The organism is Actibacterium sp. XHP0104, assembly GCF_025751515.1.
Lineage (GTDB): Bacteria > Pseudomonadota > Alphaproteobacteria > Rhodobacterales > Rhodobacteraceae > Actibacterium_D.
In genome coordinates, this window is record NZ_JAOWLE010000005.1 from 252,338 (window position 1) to 274,214 (window position 21,877).

Annotated in this window: 18 protein-coding genes, 1 tRNA gene and 1 pseudogene; 4 read left to right on the forward strand and 16 right to left on the reverse strand. The window is 62.1% G+C overall.

Going from position 1 to position 21,877, the window contains the following annotated elements:
• Nucleotides 1-18 precede the first annotated feature (18 nt).
• The 16 genes from rpoC to OE856_RS10460 form a co-directional block, all read right to left on the reverse strand.
• Nucleotides 19-4,263, reverse strand: a complete 4,245-nt coding sequence (gene rpoC / locus OE856_RS10385) for a DNA-directed RNA polymerase subunit beta' (protein WP_263716034.1) — start codon at nucleotides 4,261-4,263, stop codon at nucleotides 19-21.
• Nucleotides 4,264-4,468: 205 nt separating this feature from the next.
• Complete coding sequence (gene rpoB, locus OE856_RS10390) at nucleotides 4,469-8,605, reverse strand: DNA-directed RNA polymerase subunit beta (protein WP_263716035.1); 4,137 nt, start codon at nucleotides 8,603-8,605, stop codon at nucleotides 4,469-4,471.
• Nucleotides 8,606-8,849: 244 nt separating this feature from the next.
• Nucleotides 8,850-9,227, reverse strand: a complete 378-nt coding sequence (rplL, locus tag OE856_RS10395) for a 50S ribosomal protein L7/L12 (RefSeq protein ID WP_263716036.1) — start codon at nucleotides 9,225-9,227, stop codon at nucleotides 8,850-8,852.
• Between the two features lie 71 nt (nucleotides 9,228-9,298).
• Nucleotides 9,299-9,817 carry a 50S ribosomal protein L10 gene (gene rplJ, locus OE856_RS10400; protein WP_263716037.1) on the reverse strand — a complete coding sequence of 173 codons (519 nt, stop codon included), beginning with the start codon at nucleotides 9,815-9,817 and terminating at the stop codon, nucleotides 9,299-9,301.
• Nucleotides 9,818-10,218: 401 nt separating this feature from the next.
• A complete protein-coding gene (gene rplA / locus OE856_RS10405; RefSeq protein ID WP_263716038.1) occupies nucleotides 10,219-10,917 on the reverse strand; it encodes a 50S ribosomal protein L1 in 699 nt (232 codons plus the stop codon).
• Nucleotides 10,918-10,922: 5 nt separating this feature from the next.
• Nucleotides 10,923-11,375 (reverse strand): 50S ribosomal protein L11, encoded by a 453-nt coding sequence (gene rplK, locus OE856_RS10410; protein WP_263716039.1) that lies wholly within the window; start codon nucleotides 11,373-11,375, stop codon nucleotides 10,923-10,925.
• Between the two features lie 104 nt (nucleotides 11,376-11,479).
• Nucleotides 11,480-12,013 (reverse strand): transcription termination/antitermination protein NusG, encoded by a 534-nt coding sequence (gene nusG, locus OE856_RS10415; protein ID WP_263716041.1) that lies wholly within the window; start codon nucleotides 12,011-12,013, stop codon nucleotides 11,480-11,482.
• A 185-nt stretch (nucleotides 12,014-12,198) separates the two neighbouring features.
• On the reverse strand, nucleotides 12,199-12,396 hold the full coding sequence (secE, locus tag OE856_RS10420) for a preprotein translocase subunit SecE (protein ID WP_263716042.1): 198 nt from the start codon (nucleotides 12,394-12,396) through the stop codon (nucleotides 12,199-12,201).
• Between the two features lie 96 nt (nucleotides 12,397-12,492).
• Nucleotides 12,493-12,568 (reverse strand) — tRNA-Trp (locus tag OE856_RS10425).
• Between the two features lie 79 nt (nucleotides 12,569-12,647).
• Nucleotides 12,648-12,992: an SH3 domain-containing protein gene (locus OE856_RS10430; protein ID WP_263716043.1), complete on the reverse strand. Its 345-nt coding sequence runs from the start codon at nucleotides 12,990-12,992 to the stop codon at nucleotides 12,648-12,650.
• A 57-nt stretch (nucleotides 12,993-13,049) separates the two neighbouring features.
• Complete coding sequence (locus OE856_RS10435) at nucleotides 13,050-13,637, reverse strand: VPLPA-CTERM sorting domain-containing protein (RefSeq protein WP_263716044.1); 588 nt, start codon at nucleotides 13,635-13,637, stop codon at nucleotides 13,050-13,052.
• An 89-nt stretch (nucleotides 13,638-13,726) separates the two neighbouring features.
• Nucleotides 13,727-14,239, reverse strand: a complete 513-nt coding sequence (locus tag OE856_RS10440; protein ID WP_263716045.1) for a phage tail protein — start codon at nucleotides 14,237-14,239, stop codon at nucleotides 13,727-13,729.
• 11 nt (nucleotides 14,240-14,250) lie between these two features.
• Nucleotides 14,251-15,279 carry a phage tail protein gene (locus OE856_RS10445; RefSeq protein ID WP_263716065.1) on the reverse strand — a complete coding sequence of 343 codons (1,029 nt, stop codon included), beginning with the start codon at nucleotides 15,277-15,279 and terminating at the stop codon, nucleotides 14,251-14,253.
• Between the two features lie 153 nt (nucleotides 15,280-15,432).
• A complete protein-coding gene (gene tuf, locus OE856_RS10450) occupies nucleotides 15,433-16,608 on the reverse strand; it encodes an elongation factor Tu (RefSeq protein WP_263716046.1) in 1,176 nt (391 codons plus the stop codon).
• 119 nt (nucleotides 16,609-16,727) lie between these two features.
• On the reverse strand, nucleotides 16,728-17,372 hold the full coding sequence (locus tag OE856_RS10455) for a hypothetical protein (protein WP_263716047.1): 645 nt from the start codon (nucleotides 17,370-17,372) through the stop codon (nucleotides 16,728-16,730).
• Between the two features lie 61 nt (nucleotides 17,373-17,433).
• Nucleotides 17,434-19,737, reverse strand: a complete 2,304-nt coding sequence (locus OE856_RS10460; protein ID WP_263716048.1) for a DNA topoisomerase IV subunit A — start codon at nucleotides 19,735-19,737, stop codon at nucleotides 17,434-17,436.
• 143 nt (nucleotides 19,738-19,880) lie between these two features.
• On the opposite strand from OE856_RS10460, the gene OE856_RS10465 reads away from it, so the two are divergent.
• From OE856_RS10465 to OE856_RS10480, 4 genes and pseudogenes are all read left to right on the forward strand, one after another.
• A complete protein-coding gene (locus OE856_RS10465; protein WP_263716049.1) occupies nucleotides 19,881-20,714 on the forward strand; it encodes an SDR family NAD(P)-dependent oxidoreductase in 834 nt (277 codons plus the stop codon).
• A gap of 57 nt (nucleotides 20,715-20,771) precedes the next feature.
• On the forward strand, nucleotides 20,772-20,978 hold the full coding sequence (locus tag OE856_RS10470) for a twin transmembrane helix small protein (RefSeq protein ID WP_263716051.1): 207 nt from the start codon (nucleotides 20,772-20,774) through the stop codon (nucleotides 20,976-20,978).
• A 2-nt stretch (nucleotides 20,979-20,980) separates the two neighbouring features.
• Complete coding sequence (locus OE856_RS10475) at nucleotides 20,981-21,553, forward strand: cob(I)yrinic acid a,c-diamide adenosyltransferase (RefSeq protein ID WP_263716053.1); 573 nt, start codon at nucleotides 20,981-20,983, stop codon at nucleotides 21,551-21,553.
• Nucleotides 21,554-21,750: 197 nt separating this feature from the next.
• Nucleotides 21,751-21,877, forward strand: a pseudogene (locus OE856_RS10480) (electron transfer flavoprotein subunit beta/FixA family protein); the annotation flags it as partial.

Below are 21,877 nucleotides of genomic sequence, written 5' to 3' on the forward strand. Positions count from 1 at the left end.
TGTTCTTATGCGAGGCGCTTATTCGCCACGGCTCTCCGGCGTATCCACCAGACCACCGTCGAAGTCGCCACCACCGACGTAATCGTCGATCGGGGCGGCCAGGGCGGCGGCGGCTTCGGCCTCGGCCTGACGCGCGTCGATCACCTTTTGGTCGCGATCCGAGGCGATCCGGCGCACGCGCTGGGTGGCGCCACCGGTACCCGCCGGGATCAGACGGCCGACGATCACGTTCTCTTTCAGGCCGACCAGCTTGTCGCGCTTGCCCTGAACCGAAGCCTCGGTCAGCACGCGGGTGGTTTCCTGGAACGAGGCCGCCGAGATGAACGAACGCGTCTGCAGCGAGGCCTTGGTGATGCCCAGCAGGATCGGCTGGCCCTTGGCGGGCTGGCCACCCTTGGCGATCGCCTTGTCGTTGGCTTCATCAAACTCGGCCTTATCGACGTTCTCGCCTTTCAGCAGGGTGGTTTCACCGCTGTCGAGGATCTCCCACTTTTGCAGCATCTGGCGAACGATCACCTCGATGTGCTTGTCGTTGATCTTCACGCCCTGCAGGCGATAGACGTCCTGAACCTCGTCGATCATGTAGTCGGCCAGAGCCTCGACACCCATGATGGCCAGGATGTCATGCGGCGCCGGGTTGCCGTCCATGATGTAGTCACCTTTCTGGACGAAATCACCTTCCTGAACAGGAATGTGCTTGCCCTTGGGCACCATGTATTCGACGGGCTCACGGCTGTCATCCGACGGCTCGATCGAGATGCGGCGCTTGTTCTTGTAGTCGCGGCCAAAGCGCACGTAACCATCGATTTCGGCGATGATGGCGTGATCTTTGGGGCGGCGTGCCTCGAACAGTTCGGCCACACGCGGCAGACCACCGGTGATGTCCTTGGTCTTGGCGCCTTCGCGCGGGATACGCGCGACAACGTCACCGGCTTTGACATCCTGACCGTCTTCGACCGACAGAATGGCGTCAACCGACATCGGGTAGGTGACCGGGTTGCCCGCTTCGTTGCGCACCGGCTCGCCGTCTTCGCCCATGATGATGATCTCGGGCTTAAGCTCGTTGCCCTTGGGCGCGTTGCGCCAGTCGGTCACGATCTTCTGGGTCATGCCGGTCGCATCGTCGGTATCGTCGCGCACCGAGATGCCCGACACCAGGTCGACGAACTTGGCCACACCGGCCTTTTCGGCGATGATCGGCAGGGTGTAGGGGTCCCACTCGAACAGCTTGTCGCCACGCTTGATCTTGGTGCCTTCGGTCACGTGGACCTTGGTACCATAGCCCAGCTTGTGGCTTGCGCGTTCGACACCGTTATCGTCGATGATCAGCATCTGCATGTTGCGGCCCATGACGATCATCTCGCCGGCGGCGTTTTCCAGCAGGTTCGGGTTGCGGAACTCGATCTTGCCTTCCTGACCCGCTTCCTGGAACGACTGCTGACCACCCTGGGCGATACCGCCGATGTGGAAGGTCCGCATCGTCAGCTGCGTGCCGGGTTCACCGATCGACTGGGCGGCGATGATGCCGACGGCTTCGCCGACGTTCACCATGGTGCCGCGAGCCAGGTCACGGCCATAGCACATCGCGCAGACGCCTTCTTCGGCGTCGCAGGTCAGCGGGCTGCGCATGCGGATCGAGGCGAGACCCGCCTTTTCGATCGCATCCGCCTTGCGCTCGTCGATCAGCTCGTTGCGGCTGACCAGCACCTCGTCGGTGCCGGGGCGCAGCACGTCCTCGGCCGCGACACGGCCCAGGATGCGTTCCGCCAGCGACGCCACGACCTCGCCGTCATTGACGGCAGCCTCGGCGGTGATCGCGTTGTCGGTGCCGCAGTCGTTGCTGCGCACGATGCAGTCCTGCGCCACGTCGACCAGACGACGGGTCAGATAGCCCGAGTTCGCGGTTTTCAGCGCGGTATCGGCCAGACCCTTACGGGCACCGTGGGTCGAGTTGAAGTACTCGAGCACGGTCAGACCTTCTTTAAAGTTCGAGATAATCGGCGTTTCGATGATCTCGCCCGACGGTTTGGCCATCAGGCCGCGCATACCGCCCAGCTGTTTCATCTGCGCCGGCGAACCCCGCGCACCCGAGTGCGACATCATGTAGACGCTGTTGGGCTCTTTCTCGGCACCGGCATCGTCGAACCGCATGGCCGAGATCTCGGCCATCATCGCGGCCGCCACCTCGTCCGAGCATTTCGACCAAGCATCGACAACCTTGTTGTACTTTTCGCCCTGGGTAATCAGGCCGTCCATGTACTGTTGTTCGAATTCCTTCACCTGGTCGCGCACGCCGTCGACGATGGTCCACTTGGTTTCGGGGATCAGCATGTCGTCCTTGCCGAACGAGATACCGGCCTTGAAGGCCTCCTGGAAACCCATGCGCATGATCTGGTCACAGAAGATGACCGACTCTTTCTGACCGCAGTAACGGTAGACGGTGTCGATGACCTGCTGCACCTCTTTCTTGCGCAGCAGACGGTTGACCAGCTCGAACGGCGCCTTGGCGTTCAGCGGCAGCAAAGCACCCAGGCGCACACGGCCCGGAGTGGTTTCAAAGCGCTGGTAGACCTCGTTGCCTTCGCCGTCGATCTGCTTGACGCGGGCGGTGATCTTGGCGTGCAGATGCACTTCGCCGGCGTTCAGGGCGTGCTCGATCTCTTCGACCGAGGCAAAGGACATGCCTTCGCCCTTCATGCCCTTACGCTCCATCGAGATGTAGTAGAGACCCAGGATCATATCCTGCGACGGAACGATGATCGGCGCGCCGTTGGCGGGCGACAGAACGTTGTTCGTCGACATCATCAGAACGCGGGCTTCCAGCTGGGCCTCAAGGCTCAGCGGGACGTGAACGGCCATCTGGTCGCCGTCAAAGTCGGCGTTAAAGGCCGAACAGACCAGCGGGTGCAGCTGAATGGCCTTGCCTTCGATCAGGATCGGCTCGAACGCCTGGATGCCCAGACGGTGCAGCGTCGGCGCGCGGTTCAGCAGAACCGGGTGCTCGCGGATCACCTCGTCGAGGATGTCCCAAACCTCGGGACGCTCTTTCTCGACCAGTTTCTTCGCCTGTTTCACGGTCGACGACAGGCCCTTGGCCTCAAGCCGCGAGTAGATGAACGGCTTGAACAGCTCGAGAGCCATCTTCTTGGGCAGGCCGCACTGGTGCAGCTTCAGCTCGGGGCCGGTCACGATGACCGAACGGCCCGAAAAGTCGACGCGTTTCCCCAGAAGGTTCTGACGGAAACGGCCCTGCTTGCCTTTCAGCATGTCCGACAGCGATTTCAGCGGGCGCTTGTTGGCGCCGGTGATCACGCGGCCGCGGCGGCCGTTGTCGAACAGGGCATCGACCGACTCTTGCAGCATCCGCTTTTCGTTGCGGACGATGATGTCGGGCGCGCGCAGTTCGATCAGGCGCTTGAGGCGGTTGTTACGGTTGATGACGCGGCGATACAGATCGTTCAGATCCGAGGTCGCGAAACGGCCACCATCCAGCGGCACCAGCGGGCGCAGTTCCGGCGGGATGACCGGCACGACGGTCAGGATCATCCATTCCGGGCGGTTGCCCGATTCCAGGAACGACTCGACCACTTTCAGGCGCTTGATGATCTTCTTGGGCTTCAGTTCGCCGGTGGCTTCCTTCAGCTCTTCGCGCAGGCGGTCAGCCTCGGATTCCAGGTCGATCTGGCTCAGCATCTCGCGGATGGCCTCGGCGCCGATACCGGCGGTAAAGGCGTCGGTGCCGTACAGATCCTGGGCGTCCATGTATTCTTCTTCGGTCATCATCTGACCATAGGTCAGGTCGGTCAGGCCCGGCTCGATGACAACGTAGTTTTCGAAATACAGCACGCGTTCCAGATCACGCAGCGTCATGTCCAGCATCAGGCCGATGCGGCTGGGCAGCGATTTCAGGAACCAGATATGCGCGACGGGCGCGGCCAGTTCGATATGGCCCATGCGTTCGCGGCGCACCTTTTGCAGGGTGACCTCGACGCCGCATTTCTCGCAGACAACGCCGCGATATTTCATGCGCTTGTATTTGCCGCAGAGGCATTCGTAATCCTTGATCGGGCCAAAGATACGCGCGCAGAACAGGCCGTCACGCTCGGGCTTGAACGTGCGGTAGTTGATGGTTTCCGGTTTCTTGATCTCGCCATAGGACCACGACAGGATGCGTTCCGGCGAGGCCAGAGAGACCTTGATTTCGTCAAACTGCTTGGGCTGGGCCAGCGGGTTGAACGGGTTGGTTGTCAGTTCCTGGTTCATTCTATTCTCCCCAAATGGGTAAATATCCAAAGATTGCGGCGTCTGCGGCAGTAGCTAAAAGCAAGATGCCCCAGACAAAGGCTTTTGGTCTTTCCGGGTCATACCAGGGGCTGGCGGCACAGGGTTTCCAGAATGCGGCGACAATCAGCACCACCCCAATCGGGAAACCCAGATATGCAATCCAAGCTGGTATCACAAATCAGACCTATTCCTCATCCTCCGCATCCAGGAGTTCCATGTTCAGGCCGAGGCCGCGGACTTCTTTCACGAGCACGTTGAAGCTCTCAGGCACGCCGGCCTCGAAGTTGTCCTCGCCCTTGACGATCGATTCATAAACCTTGGTCCGGCCTGCAACGTCGTCCGACTTGACCGTCAGCATCTCTTGCAGGGTGTAGGCGGCGCCGTAGGCTTCCAGAGCCCAGACTTCCATCTCACCAAAGCGCTGACCACCGAACTGCGCCTTACCGCCCAGCGGCTGCTGGGTGACCAGGCTGTAGGGGCCGGTCGAACGGGCGTGGATCTTGTCGTCCACAAGGTGGTGCAGTTTCAGCAGGTATTTGACACCCACGGTCACCGGGCGGGCGAATTGCTCGCCGGTGCGGCCGTCGAACAGGATCGACTGACCCGACTGATCGAACCCGGCACGGGCCAGGGCGTCGTTCACGTCGGCCTCTTTGGCACCGTCGAAAACCGGGGTCGCGATCGGCACGCCACGAATGACGTTGCCAGCGGCCTCGACCAGCTGATCCTCGTCCATGCCGGTGATGCCTTCCTCGAAGACATCCTCGCCATAGGCGATGCGCATGGCCTCTTTCACCGGGGTCAGGTCACCCGTGCGGCGATAGTCCTGAAGGGCATCGTCGATCTTGAGGCCCAGACCGCGCGCGGCCCAGCCCATGTGGGTTTCCAGAATCTGCCCGACGTTCATCCGCGAGGGCACGCCCAGCGGGTTGAGGCAGAAATCGACCGGGGTGCCGTCGGCCAGGAAGGGCATGTCTTCCATCGGCACAACGCGCGAGATCACACCCTTGTTGCCGTGACGGCCGGCCATCTTGTCGCCCGGCTGCAGCTTGCGCTTCACCGCCACGAACACCTTGACCATCTTCATCACGCCCGGGGGCAGATCGTCGCCACGGCGCACTTTCTCGACCTTGTCCTCGAAACGGTGCTCAAGCGCACGTTTCTGGGCCTCGAACTGCGAATGCAGCGCTTCGACCTGGGCGGCGTCGGCCTCGTCACCGAGGGCCAGTTGCCACCATTGGCCGCGCGACAGGGTGTCGAGCAGCTCTTCGGTGATTTCCGAGTTCGACTTGACGCCCTTGGGGCCTTTGACGGCGGTCTTGCCAAGGATCATGCCCTTGAGGCGGGCATAGATGTTGCGCTCGAGGATGTGCAGCTCGTCGTCGCGGTCGCGCGCCAGGCGCTCGACTTCTTCGCGTTCGATCTGCAGGGCACGCTCGTCTTTTTCCACGCCGTGGCGGTTAAAGACGCGCACCTCGACCACGGTGCCGTAATCGCCCGGCTTGACGCGCAGCGAGGTGTCACGCACGTCGCTGGCCTTTTCGCCAAAGATCGCGCGCAGCAGTTTTTCCTCGGGGGTCATCGGCGATTCACCTTTGGGGGTGATCTTGCCGACCAGGATATCGCCCGGCTCGACATCGGCGCCGATGTAAACGATGCCGGCCTCGTCGAGGTTGCGCAGCGCTTCTTCACCGACGTTCGGAATGTCGCGGGTGATTTCCTCGGGCCCAAGCTTGGTGTCACGGGCGGCGACTTCGAATTCCTCGATATGGACCGAGGTGAACACGTCGTCACGCGCGATGCGTTCCGAGATCAGGATCGAGTCTTCGTAGTTGTAGCCGTTCCAGGGCATGAAGGCGACGATCACGTTCTTGCCGAGGGCCAGTTCGCCCATGTCGGTCGACGGGCCGTCGGCGATGACCTCGCCCTTGCCGACCATGTCGCCCACTTTCACCAGCGGACGCTGGTTGATGCAGGTGTTCTGGTTCGACCGCTGGAACTTGCGCAGACGATAGATGTCGACGCCCGGATCGCCGGGTTCCAGATCTTCGGTGGCGCGCACAACGATACGGGTCGCGTCGACCTGGTCGATCACGCCGCCGCGGCGGGCCTGGATGGCCGCGCCCGAGTCAATCGCGACCTTGCTTTCGATGCCGGTGCCGACCAGCGGCGCCTCGGCCTGCAGCAGAGGCACGGCCTGACGCTGCATGTTCGAGCCCATCAGAGCGCGGTTGGCGTCGTCGTTTTCAAGGAACGGAATCAGCGAGGCGGCGACCGAAACCAGCTGTTTCGGCGACACGTCGATCAGGTCGACATGCTCGCGCGGGGCCAGCATGTATTCGCCCGACTGGCGGGTCGAAACCAGATCGTTGATGAACTTGCCGCTTTCATCCAGCTGCGCGTTGGCCTGCGCCACGGTGTGACGCATTTCCTCGGTCGCGGACATATAGTTCACCTCGTCGGTGACCTGTCCCTCGATGACCCGGCGATAGGGGGTTTCGATGAAGCCGTATTTGTTCACGCGGGCATAGGTGGCCAGCGAGTTGATCAGACCGATGTTCGGACCTTCGGGCGTTTCAATCGGGCACATCCGGCCATAGTGGGTCGGGTGCACGTCGCGAACCTCAAAGCCCGCACGCTCGCGCGTCAGACCACCCGGGCCAAGCGCCGACAGGCGGCGTTTGTGGGTGACTTCGGACAGCGGGTTGGTCTGGTCCATGAACTGCGACAGCTGCGACGAGCCAAAGAACTCGCGCACGGCGGCCGCGGCCGGTTTCGCGTTGATCAGGTCTTGCGGCATGACGGTGTCGATCTCGACCGACGACATGCGTTCCTTGATCGCGCGTTCCATGCGCAGCAGGCCGACGCGATACTGGTTTTCCATCAGCTCGCCGACCGAACGCACACGACGGTTGCCCAGATGGTCGATGTCGTCGATGTCGCCCTTGCCGTCGCGCAGTTCGACCAGGGCCTTGATGCAGGCCACGATGTCGTCGCGATCCAGCGTGCGCTGGGTGTCGGGTTTCTCGAGCGCCAGGCGCATGTTCATCTTGACGCGGCCCACGGCCGACAGGTCATAGCGCTCGCTGTCGAAGAACAGGGTTTCGAACAGGGCGGTGGCGGCCTCGACGGTGGGCGGCTCGCCCGGGCGCATGACGCGGTAGATGTCCATGAGCGCGGTGTCGCGGCTCATGTTCTTGTCTTGCGCCATGGTGTTGCGGATGTAGGGGCCGACATTGATGTTGTCGATGTCGAGAACCGGGATGTGGGTGATGCCCGCATCCATCAGCTCTTTCAGCGACCCGCCGATGACTTCGCCGTCCTTATCCAGATCCCAGGTCAGCTCATCGCCGGCCTCGACATAGATCGCGCCGGTTTCTTCGTTGATGATGTCCTTGGCGACATATTTGCCGACGATGCGGTCGAAAGGCACCAGCAGGTTGGTGATCTTGCCTTCGTCGATGATCTTCTTGACGGCGCGCGGGGTGACCTTCTGGCCAGCCTCGGCGATGACTTCGCCGGTGGCCGCGTCAACCAGATCATAGCTGGGGCGGGTGCCACGCACACGCTCGGGGAAGAACTTGGTGACCCAGCCCTTGTTCTTTTCCAGCTTGTAATCGACGGTGTCGTAATAGGCATCCATGATGCCTTCCTGATCGAGACCCAGCGCATAAAGCAGGGTCGTCACCGGCAGCTTGCGGCGACGGTCGATACGGGCGAACACGATGTCCTTGGCGTCGAATTCGAAATCCAGCCACGAGCCGCGATAGGGAATGATGCGGCAGGCAAAGAGCAGCTTGCCCGACGAGTGCGTCTTGCCCTTGTCGTGGTCGAAGAACACACCGGGCGAACGGTGCATCTGGGAAACGATCACACGCTCGGTGCCGTTGACGATGAAGGTGCCGTTGGGCGTCATCAGGGGCATATCGCCCATGAACACGTCCTGTTCCTTGATGTCCTTGACCGACTTGGCGCCGGTGTCCTCGTCGACATCGAACACGATCAGGCGCAGGGTGACCTTCAGCGGGGCGCTGTAGGTCATGTCGCGCTGCATGCATTCATCAACGTCGTATTTCGGTTTTTCCAGTTCGTAGCGAACGAATTCCAGAACCGCGGTTTCATTGAAGTCCTTGATCGGGAAAACCGACTGGAACACGCCCTGAATGCCCTCGCCATCGGCGGGCTGCGGCTGGTCGCCGGAATTCAGGAACAAGTCATAAGAGGATTTCTGAACCTCGATGAGGTTCGGCATCTCCAGAACTTCGCGGATTTTACCGTAGAATTTGCGAATGCGTTTCTGGCCAACATACGTCTGCGCCATGTGCGTCGTCACCTTTCGTCTTCGCGTCTGCGCATGCCGTCGGGCCCCGGCTGCGCGCCGCTCACGAATGAAGGGGGTCAGGTTCCATTCCTGCGAGCCGTCCCACCGGCCGCTCCCGAACCTAATAACCGCGCCTTAGAAAGGGCTTGGGCGACAAGCCCTTTCTAAGACAGGTTCGGCTGGACCCGACTTTCCGTCGGGACCAGCCTGTTTTTCTGCTCGCGGCACAAAAGGCCGCGATGAATTACTTGAGCTCGACTTCGGCGCCAGCTGCTTCCAGCTTGGCTTTGATGTCTTCGGCTTCGTCCTTCGAGACCTGCTCTTTGACAGCCTTGCCGCCGGCTTCGACCAGCTCTTTGGCTTCTTTCAGGCCCAGGCCGGTGATGGCGCGGACTTCTTTGATCACGTTGATCTTGTTGGCGCCAGCGGCCTTCAGGATCACGTCGAATTCGGTTTTCTCTTCGGCAGCAGCGCCGGCGTCAGCAGCCGGGCCAGCAACCATGACAGCGCCGCCAGCGGCGGGCTCGATGCCGTATTCGTCTTTCAGGATGGTTTTCAGTTCCTGGGCTTCCAGGAGGGTCAGGCCAACGATTTGTTCGGCCAGTGCTTTCAGATCAGCCATTTCAGGTTTTCCGTTCTATCTGATGTGTTCCAACGCAGGGTGTTCAATACCCCACACAGGCTCCAAGTTGCTTAAGCGGCTTCCGCACGCTCCTCGATGGTCGAGAGGATGCTCGCGATGTTCGAAGCAGGCGCACCAATGGCACCAGCGATGTTCGAAGCAGGCGCACCGATGCAGCCAACGATCGAAGCGATAAGCTCTTCACGCGACGGCATAGCGGCGACAGCTTTGACACCGGCCTGGTCCAGAGCGTTCTCACCCATTGCACCACCAAGGATGACAAACTTGTCATTGCCCTTGGCATAGGCCTCGGCAACCTTGGCAGCAGCCACGGGGTCTTCCGAGTAGGTAAGAACGGTCATGCCCGTCAGAAGGTCACCGATGCTTGCGCAGGGTTTGCCTTCAAGGGCGATCTTGGCGAGCTTGTTCTTGGCGACGCGAACAGACGCACCGGCTTCGCGCATTTGCGAGCGGAGGTCTTGCATCTCGGCAACCGTGAGACCTGCGTAGTGTGCAACCACGACCACGCCAGAGCTTTCAAAGATCTGGCCGAGTTCCTCGACCAACTTCTCTTTCTGGGCTCTATCCACAGTTCTACTCCAAGTATGGGAGGCTCTCGCCCCCCGGCTCTTATTTGCAGGGCGTTAACCCTGCGTTCAGGTCCGCATTACGGGGCACTGCCAAGTTCGCCCGAGGTTTAACCCACGGCTAATCTTGTCGTTTCCCGTCTCAGGCAGGAAATTAAGGAAGCCAGATTGGCCCCACCCACCGTCTTGGACGAAACGCAAAACAGCGCACGACGAATCGCACGCTGGCTTGCGAGGTTGCGGTTTAGGGGGATTTGCCCATCGGGGCAAGGGGCAATGCCTGACGATTTTTGTGAATCGACTTTACCCCACGTCATCGTGATCGGCAAATGTCACGCGCAGATATCGCGGCAAAGAAAAAGGCGCCCCAAGGGGCGCCCTTTCCGATCTTTGCGATCTGCGGCTTAGTTGCCGGTGGCGCTGGCCACGTCGATCGACACGCCGGGGCCCATGGTCGAGCTGATGGCGATCTTTTTCATGTAGGTGCCCTTGGCGCCGGTCGGCTTGGCCTTTTGAACGGCATCCACGAAGGCGCGGATGTTCTCGGCCAGCTTGGCGTCGTCGAACGATGCCTTGCCAACACCGGCGTGCACGACACCGGCTTTCTCGGCCTTGAACTGAACCTCACCGCCCTTGGCGGCCTCGACGGCGGCCTTGACGTCCATGGTCACGGTGCCAACCTTGGGGTTCGGCATCAGGTTGCGCGGGCCCAGGATCTTACCCAGACGGCCGACGATCGGCATCATGTCCGGGGTGGCGATGCAGCGATCGAACTCGATCTTGCCCGACTGGATGGTTTCCATCAGATCTTCGGCGCCCACGATGTCGGCACCGGCGGCGGTGGCTTCATCGGCCTTGGGGCCACGGGCGAACACGGCGACGCGAACGGTTTTGCCGGTGCCGTTGGGCAGGCCGACAACACCGCGGACCATCTGGTCGGCGTGGCGCGGATCGACGCCCAGGTTCAGGGCGATCTCGACGGTTTCATCGAACTTGGCCGAGGCATTGCCTTTAACCAGTGCGATGGCCTCTTCGACCGACAGTTCTTCTTTGCCAGCGAAGGCTTCGCGAGCGGCGCGGGTGCGTTTACCAAACTTTGCCATGGCGATTAACCTTTCACCTCGATGCCCATCGAACGGGCCGACCCCAGGATGATCTGCATTGCGCCTTCAACGTCGTTGGCGTTCAGATCCTTCATTTTCGCTTCGGCGATCTCGCGCACCTGGGCGACGGTCACGGTAGCGATGGTTTCACGGCCGGGCTTCTCGGCACCACGGGGGCGGTTACGCTTGCCCACGGGCTTCAGGCCGGCGGCCTTCTTCAGATAGAACGACGCGGGGGGCGTCTTGATGTCCATCGTGAAGGATTTGTCCTGGTAATAGGTGATCACGGTCGGGCAGGGTGCGCCCGGCTCCATGTCCTGCGTCTTGGCGTTGAACGCCTTGCAGAATTCCATGATGTTGATCCCGCGCTGACCCAGGGCCGGGCCAACCGGCGGCGACGGGTTCGCTTTGCCGGCAGGGATCTGCAGCTTCATCTTGCCTACGAGTTTCTTGGCCATCTGGCCTTCTCCTTTTCTCACCGCACCCGGTCACGCGTGACCCGATGCATCGGTTTAGTGGTCCGGCCGTCGGGCGCGCCCGCGTGCCTCCCACAGTGATCACATCAGGCCTGTTTCGCGACCTGCGTGAATTCCAGCTCGACCGGGGTTGCCCGGCCAAAGATCGACACCGCCACCTTGAGGCGCTGGTTGTCGTCGTCCACTTCCTCGACCATGCCGTCGAAGCCCTCGAACGGGCCGTCGGTCACGTTCACCTTTTCGCCGATCTCGAAATGGATCAGCGTGCGCGGAGCCTCGACGCCCTCTTCGACGCGGTTGAGGATCGCGTTCACCTCGGCGTCGCGCATCGGCATCGGGCGGCCCTGAGGCCCCAGAAAACCGGTGACGCGGTTGATCGAGTTGATCAGGTGATAGCCGGCATCCGACATCTCCATGCGCACCAGCACATAGCCGGGCATGAAGCGGCGCTCGGTCGTCACCTTCTTGCCGCGGCGCACCTCGATCACCTCTTCGGTGGGCACCAGCACTTCTTCGATCTGATCCTCAAGGCCCTTCTCGATGACAGCGGCCTTGATCTGTTCAGCGATTTTCTTCTCGAAATTCGAGAGCACGCTCACCGAATACCACCGCTTCGCCATCTTGCCCGTTACCTCATCTCGATCGACGCGAGGCGCCGAATTCATTCCAAATTCCGTGCGGTTCACCCGCTGCTCTGCCGAACACAAAACAGCGCGCAACCCGAATCGATGCGCGCCGGTGTCCGAAGATGCGCCCGCATTACCGGCATGGCCCCGTCATTTCAAGGCCATGACCGTGAAAACCGTCAGCCGAACAGCGCCAGCAGCTCGGTCAGACCGACCCGGATCACCAGATCGACCAGCGTAAAGAACAGCGCGGCAACCGCGGCCAGGGCCACAACCATAGCCGTGGTCAGCATCACCTCGCGGCGGGTCGGCCAAGAGATCTTGGTCGTTTCAGCGCGAGTCTGCTGAATGAACTGTAGGGGGTTCGCTTTCGCCATGATGATCCCGATCTTCTGTCAACGCGCAGCAGATACGCCCATCAGAGGCAGATTTCAACCCTGCCCGTCTGGCGACCTGACTGTCCGGATGTGGCCTGGCAGGGGCAGCAGGGTTCGAACCCGCGACCTACGGTTTTGGAGACCGTCGCTCTACCAGCTGAGCTATACCCCTAAGGCCGGTCGATGAGATACGAAAGCGCCCGCCGGTTTGCAAGGGCAAATCATGCGCCGGGGCAGGAATTCCCGCACGCCTAGTCGCCCGCGTCTTCGGTCAGATAGGCGCCCGAGGCCCAGCCCAGCCGTGCACCCTCACGCGACAGCAGGCACCAGCGCGGCAAAGTTGCCAGCTGCGCGCGGGTTGCGTCGTCCATGGCGTCATATTGCGCGAAAGTCAGGGTCGGTACGCAGATCTCGGCCTGAAGGCCGCGCGCATCATGGGCCAGCGTGCCGATCACCGGATGGGCCGTGCCCGGCCCGGTACGCAGGTTCAGCATGTCGCCGGGCGCCACCCGGTATACCCGCCAGGCATCGGGGCCATCAGCGGTGGCCCAGGCCGGGCCGGTTAGCAGCAGCATCGCCAGGATAAGCCGTCGCATTCGTGCTCCTTAGGGCAAAAGGGCCGCCCAAGGCGGCCCTGATGCAGGTATCTTGCGTCAGGCTTTGCGGCGGCGCAACAGCCCAAGGGCCCCCAGCCCGCCCAGCAGCAGCACGCCACCAGCCGGAAGCGGAACCACGCTCGGAGGCACAGGCGGCTCGGTCACAGAGCGGAAGCTCAGACCCACTTCGATGGTGCCGCCATCTCCGTCAAAGTTCATGTGAACCTTGAACAGCGTGTCGCTGACGACCTCGGTAAAGCCCGCGCCGCTCAACACCTCGCCCGGGGTTGCGCTGATCAAAGACAGTCCATTCACGATCGGTTCGACCCCGGCTGTATCGAGAATCTCGACGATCAGCTGCAGCGTCGCACTACCGGTCAGATGGGTGATGATCGAGGTGCCGGTAAAATCGACATACTCGCCGCCAAATAGAAAATTAGTGTCCAGGCTTGATCCGTCGCCAGAACTCAACTCGGCTCCGGCGCCAACGGTCACGGTGTCGGAGGGGTACAGGTTGCACCCAAGGCAGCCGTCATAGCTGATCCGCAACTGCTCGCCCGAAAGCGTCGAGGCCGAGGCAATATTCGGCGCGCCCAAGGCCAGAACGGCCGCAGCCGCACCCAGCATGGTCTTGAAATAGTTCATAATCAGTCCCCACCAATGGTTGTATTATTCTCGGAAAATTCTTGGTTAGCGAATAATGCTTCACCAGAATCGCATATATTGCAAGTTTTCTATGACCGGCTTGGGTACACCCCGTCGACCGCGATCCAGTAGTTCATCGCCAGATAAGGCTGGCGGTTCTCATGCGGCGCGGCCGGCACCGGGGGGGTGTTGTCGACCATATCAAGGTCAAGCCTGTCCAGCGCCGAGCCATCCTGAACGCGATAGATTGTCGCCGAGGCCAGCAGGCCGGCATTCGAGGCTTGCGGCCCATCCCTGCTGGCGCGCATCGTGTGGCTGTGGGCCGGCGCGTGCTGCGGCAAAAGGCTGACGGTATCGGCCCCATCACGCGACCCGATCGGCCGGTTGGTCAGCCCCGGCCCCTGCCCCATATGCAGCGGCACGCGGTCGCGCAGGTCGGGCAGCGCAAAGGTCGTGTGCCCATCGCCGCCATAGCTGGTGCCGATCAACGAGAACAGCGCCTGGAACTGATTGATCGCCAGAATCTGGCCATTGCACATCTGAAACGAGGACGGAGCGAAAGTGCCGCCGAACAGCATGATGTCGCCTATGTAGATCGTCATGTCTCTTCCCCTTAATTGCGCGACGGAAACAGGCCCTGCAGGCAGATGCAGTAATTGACCGTTTCGAATGGCATCATGTTGTTATGCGCGACACCCGCACCCGGCGGCGCGCCGACGGACACGGCATTCATGTTCTCGTCCTTGGTGCCGCTGTTGAAAGCCGCCGCCTCCGAGGCCAGCATGTTGCCCTGCGGATCGGTGGTGGTTGCGGCGCCCATTGCCAGTTCGGTCTGGTGATTGTGCGGCGGGATCTGCGAGGTCTCTAATGCGACCTCTTCGTGGCCCGCCCGCGCACCAAGCTTGTAGTTTTCGCCTTCGCGCTGGCCCTGTGACAGCGCCACCCGCCCACGCAGGTCGGGCAGGGCAAAGCTGGTCTGGCCGTTGCCGCCATAGGTGGTGCCGATCAGCGCGAACAGCGATTGATATTGCTGGATCGGCAGCAACTGGCCGTTGCACTGCGCCCAGTTACGCGGGGCAAACCCATAGGCCATCGGGCGCACGTCGCCGATATAGTCCTCCTCCTCCAGAGGAGCTATGCCGGACGAGCGTGACGGATAGGTGCCCTCAAGCGCGATGACGTAATGCAGCGTGTTGTAGGGCTGCATGTTGTCATGCGGCTGGCCGCCGCCGGTCTCGGCCAGAACATGTTCTTCCTGGTTCACCTTGGTCCCGCCGCCCAGCGGCCGATAGATCGCCGCCCCGCGCGGGGCGCCGGCGGCCAGAAGGGTGTTCGCCGGGGTGCTGCTGGTGGCCTCGGCCGAGCTGGCCATGACCGGGTGCTGGTGCGAGGGCATCGTGCCGATGTTCAGCGTCACGTTGCGCTGCCCGCCCACATGGCCCAGAGGGTTCTTGGGCCCGACATGGATCGGCACGCGGCCTGACAGGTCGGGCAGCCTGAACTCGGTCGTGCCATTGCCGCCAAAGCTGACCCCCAACAGAGAGAAAAGTGCCGTATGGCTGGATATGGCCAATGACTGGCCATCGCATGTTGCATAGCCCTGCGGCACAAAGCCGTAGGCCACCAGTTTCACCGTCCCCATGATCGCCACGAAAAATCCCCCCATGTTAGAATGGCAAGATCTACGCTAACGCATAAGGCGATAATTTCCTAAACCTGATTCCGGGCATGAAAAAGGGCCGCCCCATCGGGCGGCCCCTGATCTTGTCTCGCGTCGGCCGGTGGCCGGCTGCGATTACTCGATGATTTTCGAGACGACGCCGGCGCCGACGGTGCGGCCGCCTTCACGGATGGCGAAGCGCAGGCCGTCTTCCATGGCGATCGGCGCGATCAGTTCAACGTTGAACTTCAGGTTGTCGCCCGGCATCACCATCTCGGTGCCTTCCGGCAGAATCACGGTCCCGGTCACGTCCGTGGTACGGAAGTAGAACTGCGGACGGTAGTTCGCGAAGAACGGGGTGTGACGGCCGCCTTCTTCCTTGGTCAGGATATAGGCTTCGGCTTCGAACTTGGTGTGCGGGGTCACCGAGCCGGGCTTACACAGAACCTGGCCGCGCTCGACGCCATCACGCTCAACACCACGCAGCAGGGCGCCGATGTTGTCGCCGGCTTCACCGCGGTCCAGCAGCTTGCGGAACATTTCCACACCGGTACAGGTGGTTTTCTTGGTGTCGCGGATGCCGACGATTTCAATCTCGTCGCCAACGTTGATCACGCCACGCTCGACACGGCCGGTCACAACGGTGCCGCGGCCCGAGATCGAGAACACGTCTTCAACCGGCATCAGGAAGGGCAGGTCAACAGCGCGGGCCGGGGTCGGGATGTATTCGTCCACGGCGGCCATCAGGGCTTTGATCTTCTCTTCGCCGATTTCCGGGTCACGGCCTTCCATCGCGGCCAGGGCCGAACCGGCAATGATCGGAATATCGTCGCCGGGATTTTCATACGAGCTCAGCAGCTCGCGGAGTTCCATCTCGACCAGCTCCAGCAGCTCTTCGTCGTCGACCGGGTCAACCTTGTTCATGAACACGACCATGTAGGGAATGCCCACCTGGCGACCCAGCAGGATGTGCTCGCGGGTCTGCGGCATCGGGCCGTCAGCAGCGTTCACAACCAGGATCGCGCCGTCCATCTGGGCGGCACCGGTGATCATGTTCTTCACATAGTCGGCGTGGCCGGGGCAGTCGACGTGGGCATAGTGACGGGCTTCGGTCTCATACTCGACGTGGGCGGTCGAGATGGTGATGCCGCGGGCCTTCTCTTCGGGCGCGCCGTCAATCTGGTCATAGGCTTTGAAGTCACCAAAATACTTGGTGATCGCTGCCGTCAGGGTCGTCTTGCCGTGGTCAACGTGGCCAATCGTGCCGATGTTCACGTGCGGTTTCGTGCGTTCAAACTTTGCCTTAGCCATGTCGTGGCGCCTCATGGATTAGGGGGCCGACAGTGGCCCGATTCAACATCGCGGGCTACTTATTGCCTGCAGCGCCGGAAATCAAGCGCCTGTTGGCATTTACGGCTGTTTTGGCGCGGTTACTGAGCCACGGGGGCAAGGGGCTGAACGCTGATCTCACCCTCGGGGGCGGGGGCGGCATCCTCTGACAGTTCGGCCATGGGCGCGGCGCCGATCTCGCCGAACCATTCGGCGGCGTTCTCGGACATCCACTCTTCGACCTTCTTCGCGGCGTTGCGCGACAGGTTTTCCATCTGCACTTCGCGGGTCTGTGTCAGGCCCGAGCCGATGAATGTCTTGCCAGAGATGTTTTCCAGGATGGTGATCTGCTTGGGCTCTTCATTCAGTTTCTTGCCGGCCTCGTCGTCCCAGATCGTGGCCGACACCACCAGCGCCGATTTCGGCGAGACCAGCACCGGAACACCCGGCACGGCCAGCGCATAGGCATCGACCGCCAGGGCGATGTGGTAATAGCGGGTGCCGTCATAGCGGCCAAACCGCTGCTTCACCTGGTCGCTGAGAACGGCTTTCCATTCCTCGGGCGTGGCGCTGCGCGAGGGCGGCACCATCTTGGCCTCATCGGCCACCACGATCGCATAGCCCAGCAGGAAATCACCCATCGGCACGGGTGGTTCGTTCAGATCGTTCGACGCGGTGCAGGCCGCCAGCAGGACCATCCCCGCCGCAAATGCCCCGGTGCGCAGCTTTGAAAAGATCGCGTTCATGGCCCCTGCCCCTTGTTGTTTGAACGAAACGTTACCCTGCCCGGCGGGATGTCTCAACGTTTCAGGTAAAGCGGTTGTCACGCGGGAAGCCGCGCGGCGCCATGCGGCCGGTGCCCGCGCGCTTGCCCATCCATTCGGTCAGGTCGGTCTCGGTTCGGGTGCGCCCGGCGGGGTCTTTCCACGACAGGCCATCGGCCAGGGTAAAGGTCGTGGCGTCGTTCAGGCCGCCATCCTTGTATTTCTGCAACCGAACCCCCTTGCCGCGCGCCATTTCGGGCAGCTCGTCCAGCGCGAACACCAGAACCTTGCGGTTCTCGCCCACACAGGCGACGTGATCGCCCGCCACATAGCGGCAGACCTGCGCCACGACGCCATCCTTGACGTTCAGCGCCTGCTTGCCGCTGCGCGTCTGGGCCACGACATCATCGGCCGCCACAAGGAAGCCGTCACCGGCAGACGAGGCCAGCAACAGTTTCTCGCCGGGGCGGTGGATGAACAGATCGACGATCTCGGCCTCGTTGGGCAGATCGACCATCAGGCGCACGGGTTCACCCATGCCGCGCCCGCCCGGCAGCTGCGAGGCCGGTAGCGTGTAGAACCGCCCATTGGCCCCCAGCAACAGCAGCCGGTCGGTGGTTTCGGCGTGGAAAGCGAACCGCCCCTCGTCGCCATCCTTGAATTTCAGCGCCTGGCTCAGGTCGATATGACCCTTCATCGCGCGCACCCAGCCCATCTTGGAACAGACCACGGTAATCGGCTCGCGCTCGATCATGGCCTCCAGCGGCACATCCTCGACCTCGCCCGCCTCGGCGAACTGGCTGCGGCGCGCGCCGCCTTCGGATTTCTTGCCGAACTTGGTGCGGGTCTCGCGCAGCTGGTCGGCAATGGTGGCCCACTGCACGTCTTCGTTTTCCAGCAGGTCTTCCAGCGTGGCGCGCTCTGCCATCAACGCGTCGCGTTCGCGCACCAGTTCGATTTCCTCAAGTCGCCGCAGCGACCGCAGGCGCATGTTCAAGATCGCTTCGGCCTGCACCTCGGACAGCTCGCCCGGCCCCGCGCCGGGGCTGACGTAATCCTTTTCCGACATGGCGCGGCGGTGTTCCAGCGACCAGTCTTCGCGCATCAAGGCGGCCTTGGGATCGTCGTCATAGCGGATGATGTCGATCACGCGATCAAGGTTCAGGAAGGCAATGATGAAACCTTCGAGCACCTCAAGCCGGTGGTCGATCTTGTCCATCCGGTGCTGGCTGCGGCGCACCAGAACCTCGCGCCGGTGATCAAGAAAGGCGCGCAGCACCTCTTTCAGGCTGCACACCTTGGGGGTGCGCCCGTCGATCAGCACGTTCATGTTCAGGCTGAACCGCACCTCAAGATCCGACTGGCGGAACAGCGTGCCCATCAGAACCTCGGGATCGACGTTCTTGGTGCGCGGTTCCAGGATCAGGCGGATATCATCGGCGCTTTCGTCGCGCACATCGGCCAGGATCGGAATTTTCTTCAGCTGGATCAGCTCGGCGATCTTTTCGATCAGGCGCGATTTCTGCACCTGATAGGGGATCTCGGTCACGACGATCTGCCACTGGCCACGGCCCAGATCCTCGACCTCGTACTTGGCGCGCAGGCGGAAACTGCCGCGGCCGGTGCGATAGGCCTCGAGGATATTCTCGCGCGGTTCGACGATCACGCCGCCGGTGGGGAAATCGGGGCCGGGAATATGTTCGATCAGGGTCTCGTCGCGCGCATTCGGGGCCTTGATCAGATGCAGGCAGGCATTGATCAGCTCTTCGATATTGTGCGGGGCGATGTTGGTGGCCATGCCCACCGCGATGCCGCTGGACCCGTTCGCCAACAGGTTCGGATACGAGGCCGGCATCACCACAGGTTCGGTCAGCGTGCCGTCGTAGTTGTCGCGGAAATCGACGGCGTTTTCGGCCAGCCCCTCCATCAACGCCTCGGCGGCGGCGGTCAGGCGGGCCTCGGTGTATCGGCTGGCGGCGGGGTTGTCGCCGTCGATATTGCCAAAGTTCCCCTGCCCGTCGACCAGCGGGTAGCGCACGTTGAAATCCTGCGCCAGACGCGCCATCGCGTCATAGATCGCCGCGTCGCCATGGGGATGATAGTTGCCCATCACATCGCCCGAGATCTTGGCCGATTTGCGGAAGCCCCCGGTCGAGCTGAGCTTCAGCTCTCGCATGGCGTAGAGAATCCGCCGGTGCACCGGTTTCAGACCATCACGCGCATCGGGCAGCGCCCGGTCCATGATCGTGGACAGCGCATAGGTCAGATAGCGCTCGCCAATGGCGCGGCGCAGCGGTTCGGCCAGTTCCTTGGGGTCGATATTGGGTGTGTCGGCGATGTCATCCATAAGTGTTGTGATAGCGGTCCCCGCCCGCCCCGGCAAGCAGGCAGAGCACCACCGGCAGGAAAGAGCCAGCCGCCCCGCCCCACGCCGATTGCCCCGCCCCCCGATATGCCCTAGCTTGCGCGCAAAATCGGGCAGGCAGGGCCATGCAAAAATCCATTCTGATCACCGGCTGTTCCTCGGGCATCGGCTATGACGCGGCGCATGGGCTGCACGCGCACGGATGGCGCGTCTTTGCCACCTGCCGCCGGGCCGAAGACTGTGACCGGCTGCGGGCCGAGGGGCTGGAAAGTTTCGTGCTGGATTACGCCGACACCGACAGCATCACCGCCGCCGTGGCCGAGACCCTGTCGCGCACCGGAGGCACGCTGGACGCGCTGTTCAACAACGGCGCCTTCGGTTGCCCCGGCGCGGTCGAGGATCTGCCCCGCGGCGCGCTGCGCGAGATCTTTGAGACCAACCTTTTCGGCCCGCATGAACTGACCCGGCAGGTGATCCCGGCGATGCGCGCCCAGGGCCACGGCCGGATCATCAACAATTCATCCGTGCTGGGGTTCGTGCCGCTGACATGGCGCGGGGCCTATGTGGCCACGAAATACGCGATGGAGGGTCTGACCGACACGCTGCGCTTGGAGATGCGCGACACGCCGCTGCATGTGATCCTGTTCGAACCGGGCCCGATCACCTCGGATATCCGGGTCAAATCCATCCCGCATTTCGAGAAATGGATCGACTGGGAAAACTCGCCCCGCGCCGAGCAATACCGCGCCAGCCTGCTGAAGCGGCTGTACAAGGGCCCCAGCACCGAACGCGACCCGTTCGAGCTGCCCGCCAGCGCCGTCACCGCCAAACTGATCCGCGCGCTGGAAAGCCCCCGCCCCAAGGCGCGCTATTTCGTGACCACGCCGACCTACGCAATGAACCTGTTCCGGCGTATGCTGCCCACATGGGCGCTGGATTGGTTGATCGCCAAGGGCTAAAAAGGTTCGCTTTTTGCACCGGGGCGGCTATGTCCTGCCCAACTGAAAGGATTGCCCATGCTGAACGACCCGCTGTTCATCGTCGTCGCTGCCGCCTGTCTGGTGGTGGTGTTTATCCTGCTGTTGGGCATCGGCGGTTTCGCCAAGGGTGGCGACTTTAACCGCAAACACGCCAACCGCCTGATGCGCTATCGGATCGTGGCCCAGTTCGTCGCGGTGGTGCTGATCCTGCTGTTTGTCCTGCTACGCCGGAATGGAGGCTGACCATGGTTGTTCTCAACAAGATCTACACCCGCACCGGGGATCGCGGCGAAACCGCGCTTGGCAATGGTACTCGTGTCGCCAAGCATTCGCCCCGCGTCGCCACCTATGGCACCACCGACGAGGTGAACGCCACCGTCGGCTTGGCCCGGCTGCATTCCGAGGGCGAAATGGACGCCCGCCTGGCCGCCATTCAGAACGACCTGTTCGATCTGGGCGCCGATCTGTGCCGCCCCGACATGGAAAAGGACGCCGAACAGCCCTACCCGGTGCTGCGCATGGTCGATGCCCAGGTGGTGCGGCTGGAAACCGAGATCGACCAGATGAATGCCGGGCTTGACCCGCTGCGCAGTTTCATCCTGCCCGGCGGCACCCCGCTGGCCGCGCATCTGCACCTGTGCCGCACCGTGTCGCGCCGCGCCGAGCGCCTGGCCGTCGAGCTGGCCGAGATCGAGGCTGTGAACCCCGCGGCGGTGAAATATCTCAACCGCCTGTCCGACTGGTTCTTCGTCGCGGCCCGTATCGCCAATGAAAACGGCACCGCAGACGTGCTGTGGGTGCCCGGCGCCAACCGCTAGGCGCCGCGCAGGCCGTTACAATTCCGTAAGGTTTCGCCAACTTTTGGCAAAGAAACCATGCCATACCCGGCCAATCCGGCGCGGAAATGTTCAAGCGCGTCGATTTTGCACTGTTTTCCACGGCCATGACTCGCTAACACATGGCCGTGAAATCTGCCTCGGAACCCCAGGGGCGAAATCGAAGGAGAGACCAGCTTATGAAGGTATTGGTGCCTGTGAAGCGGGTGATTGACTATAACGTCAAGGTACGTGTCAAGGCTGACGGGTCTGGCGTTGATCTTGCGAATGTTAAGATGTCGATGAACCCGTTTGACGAGATTGCGG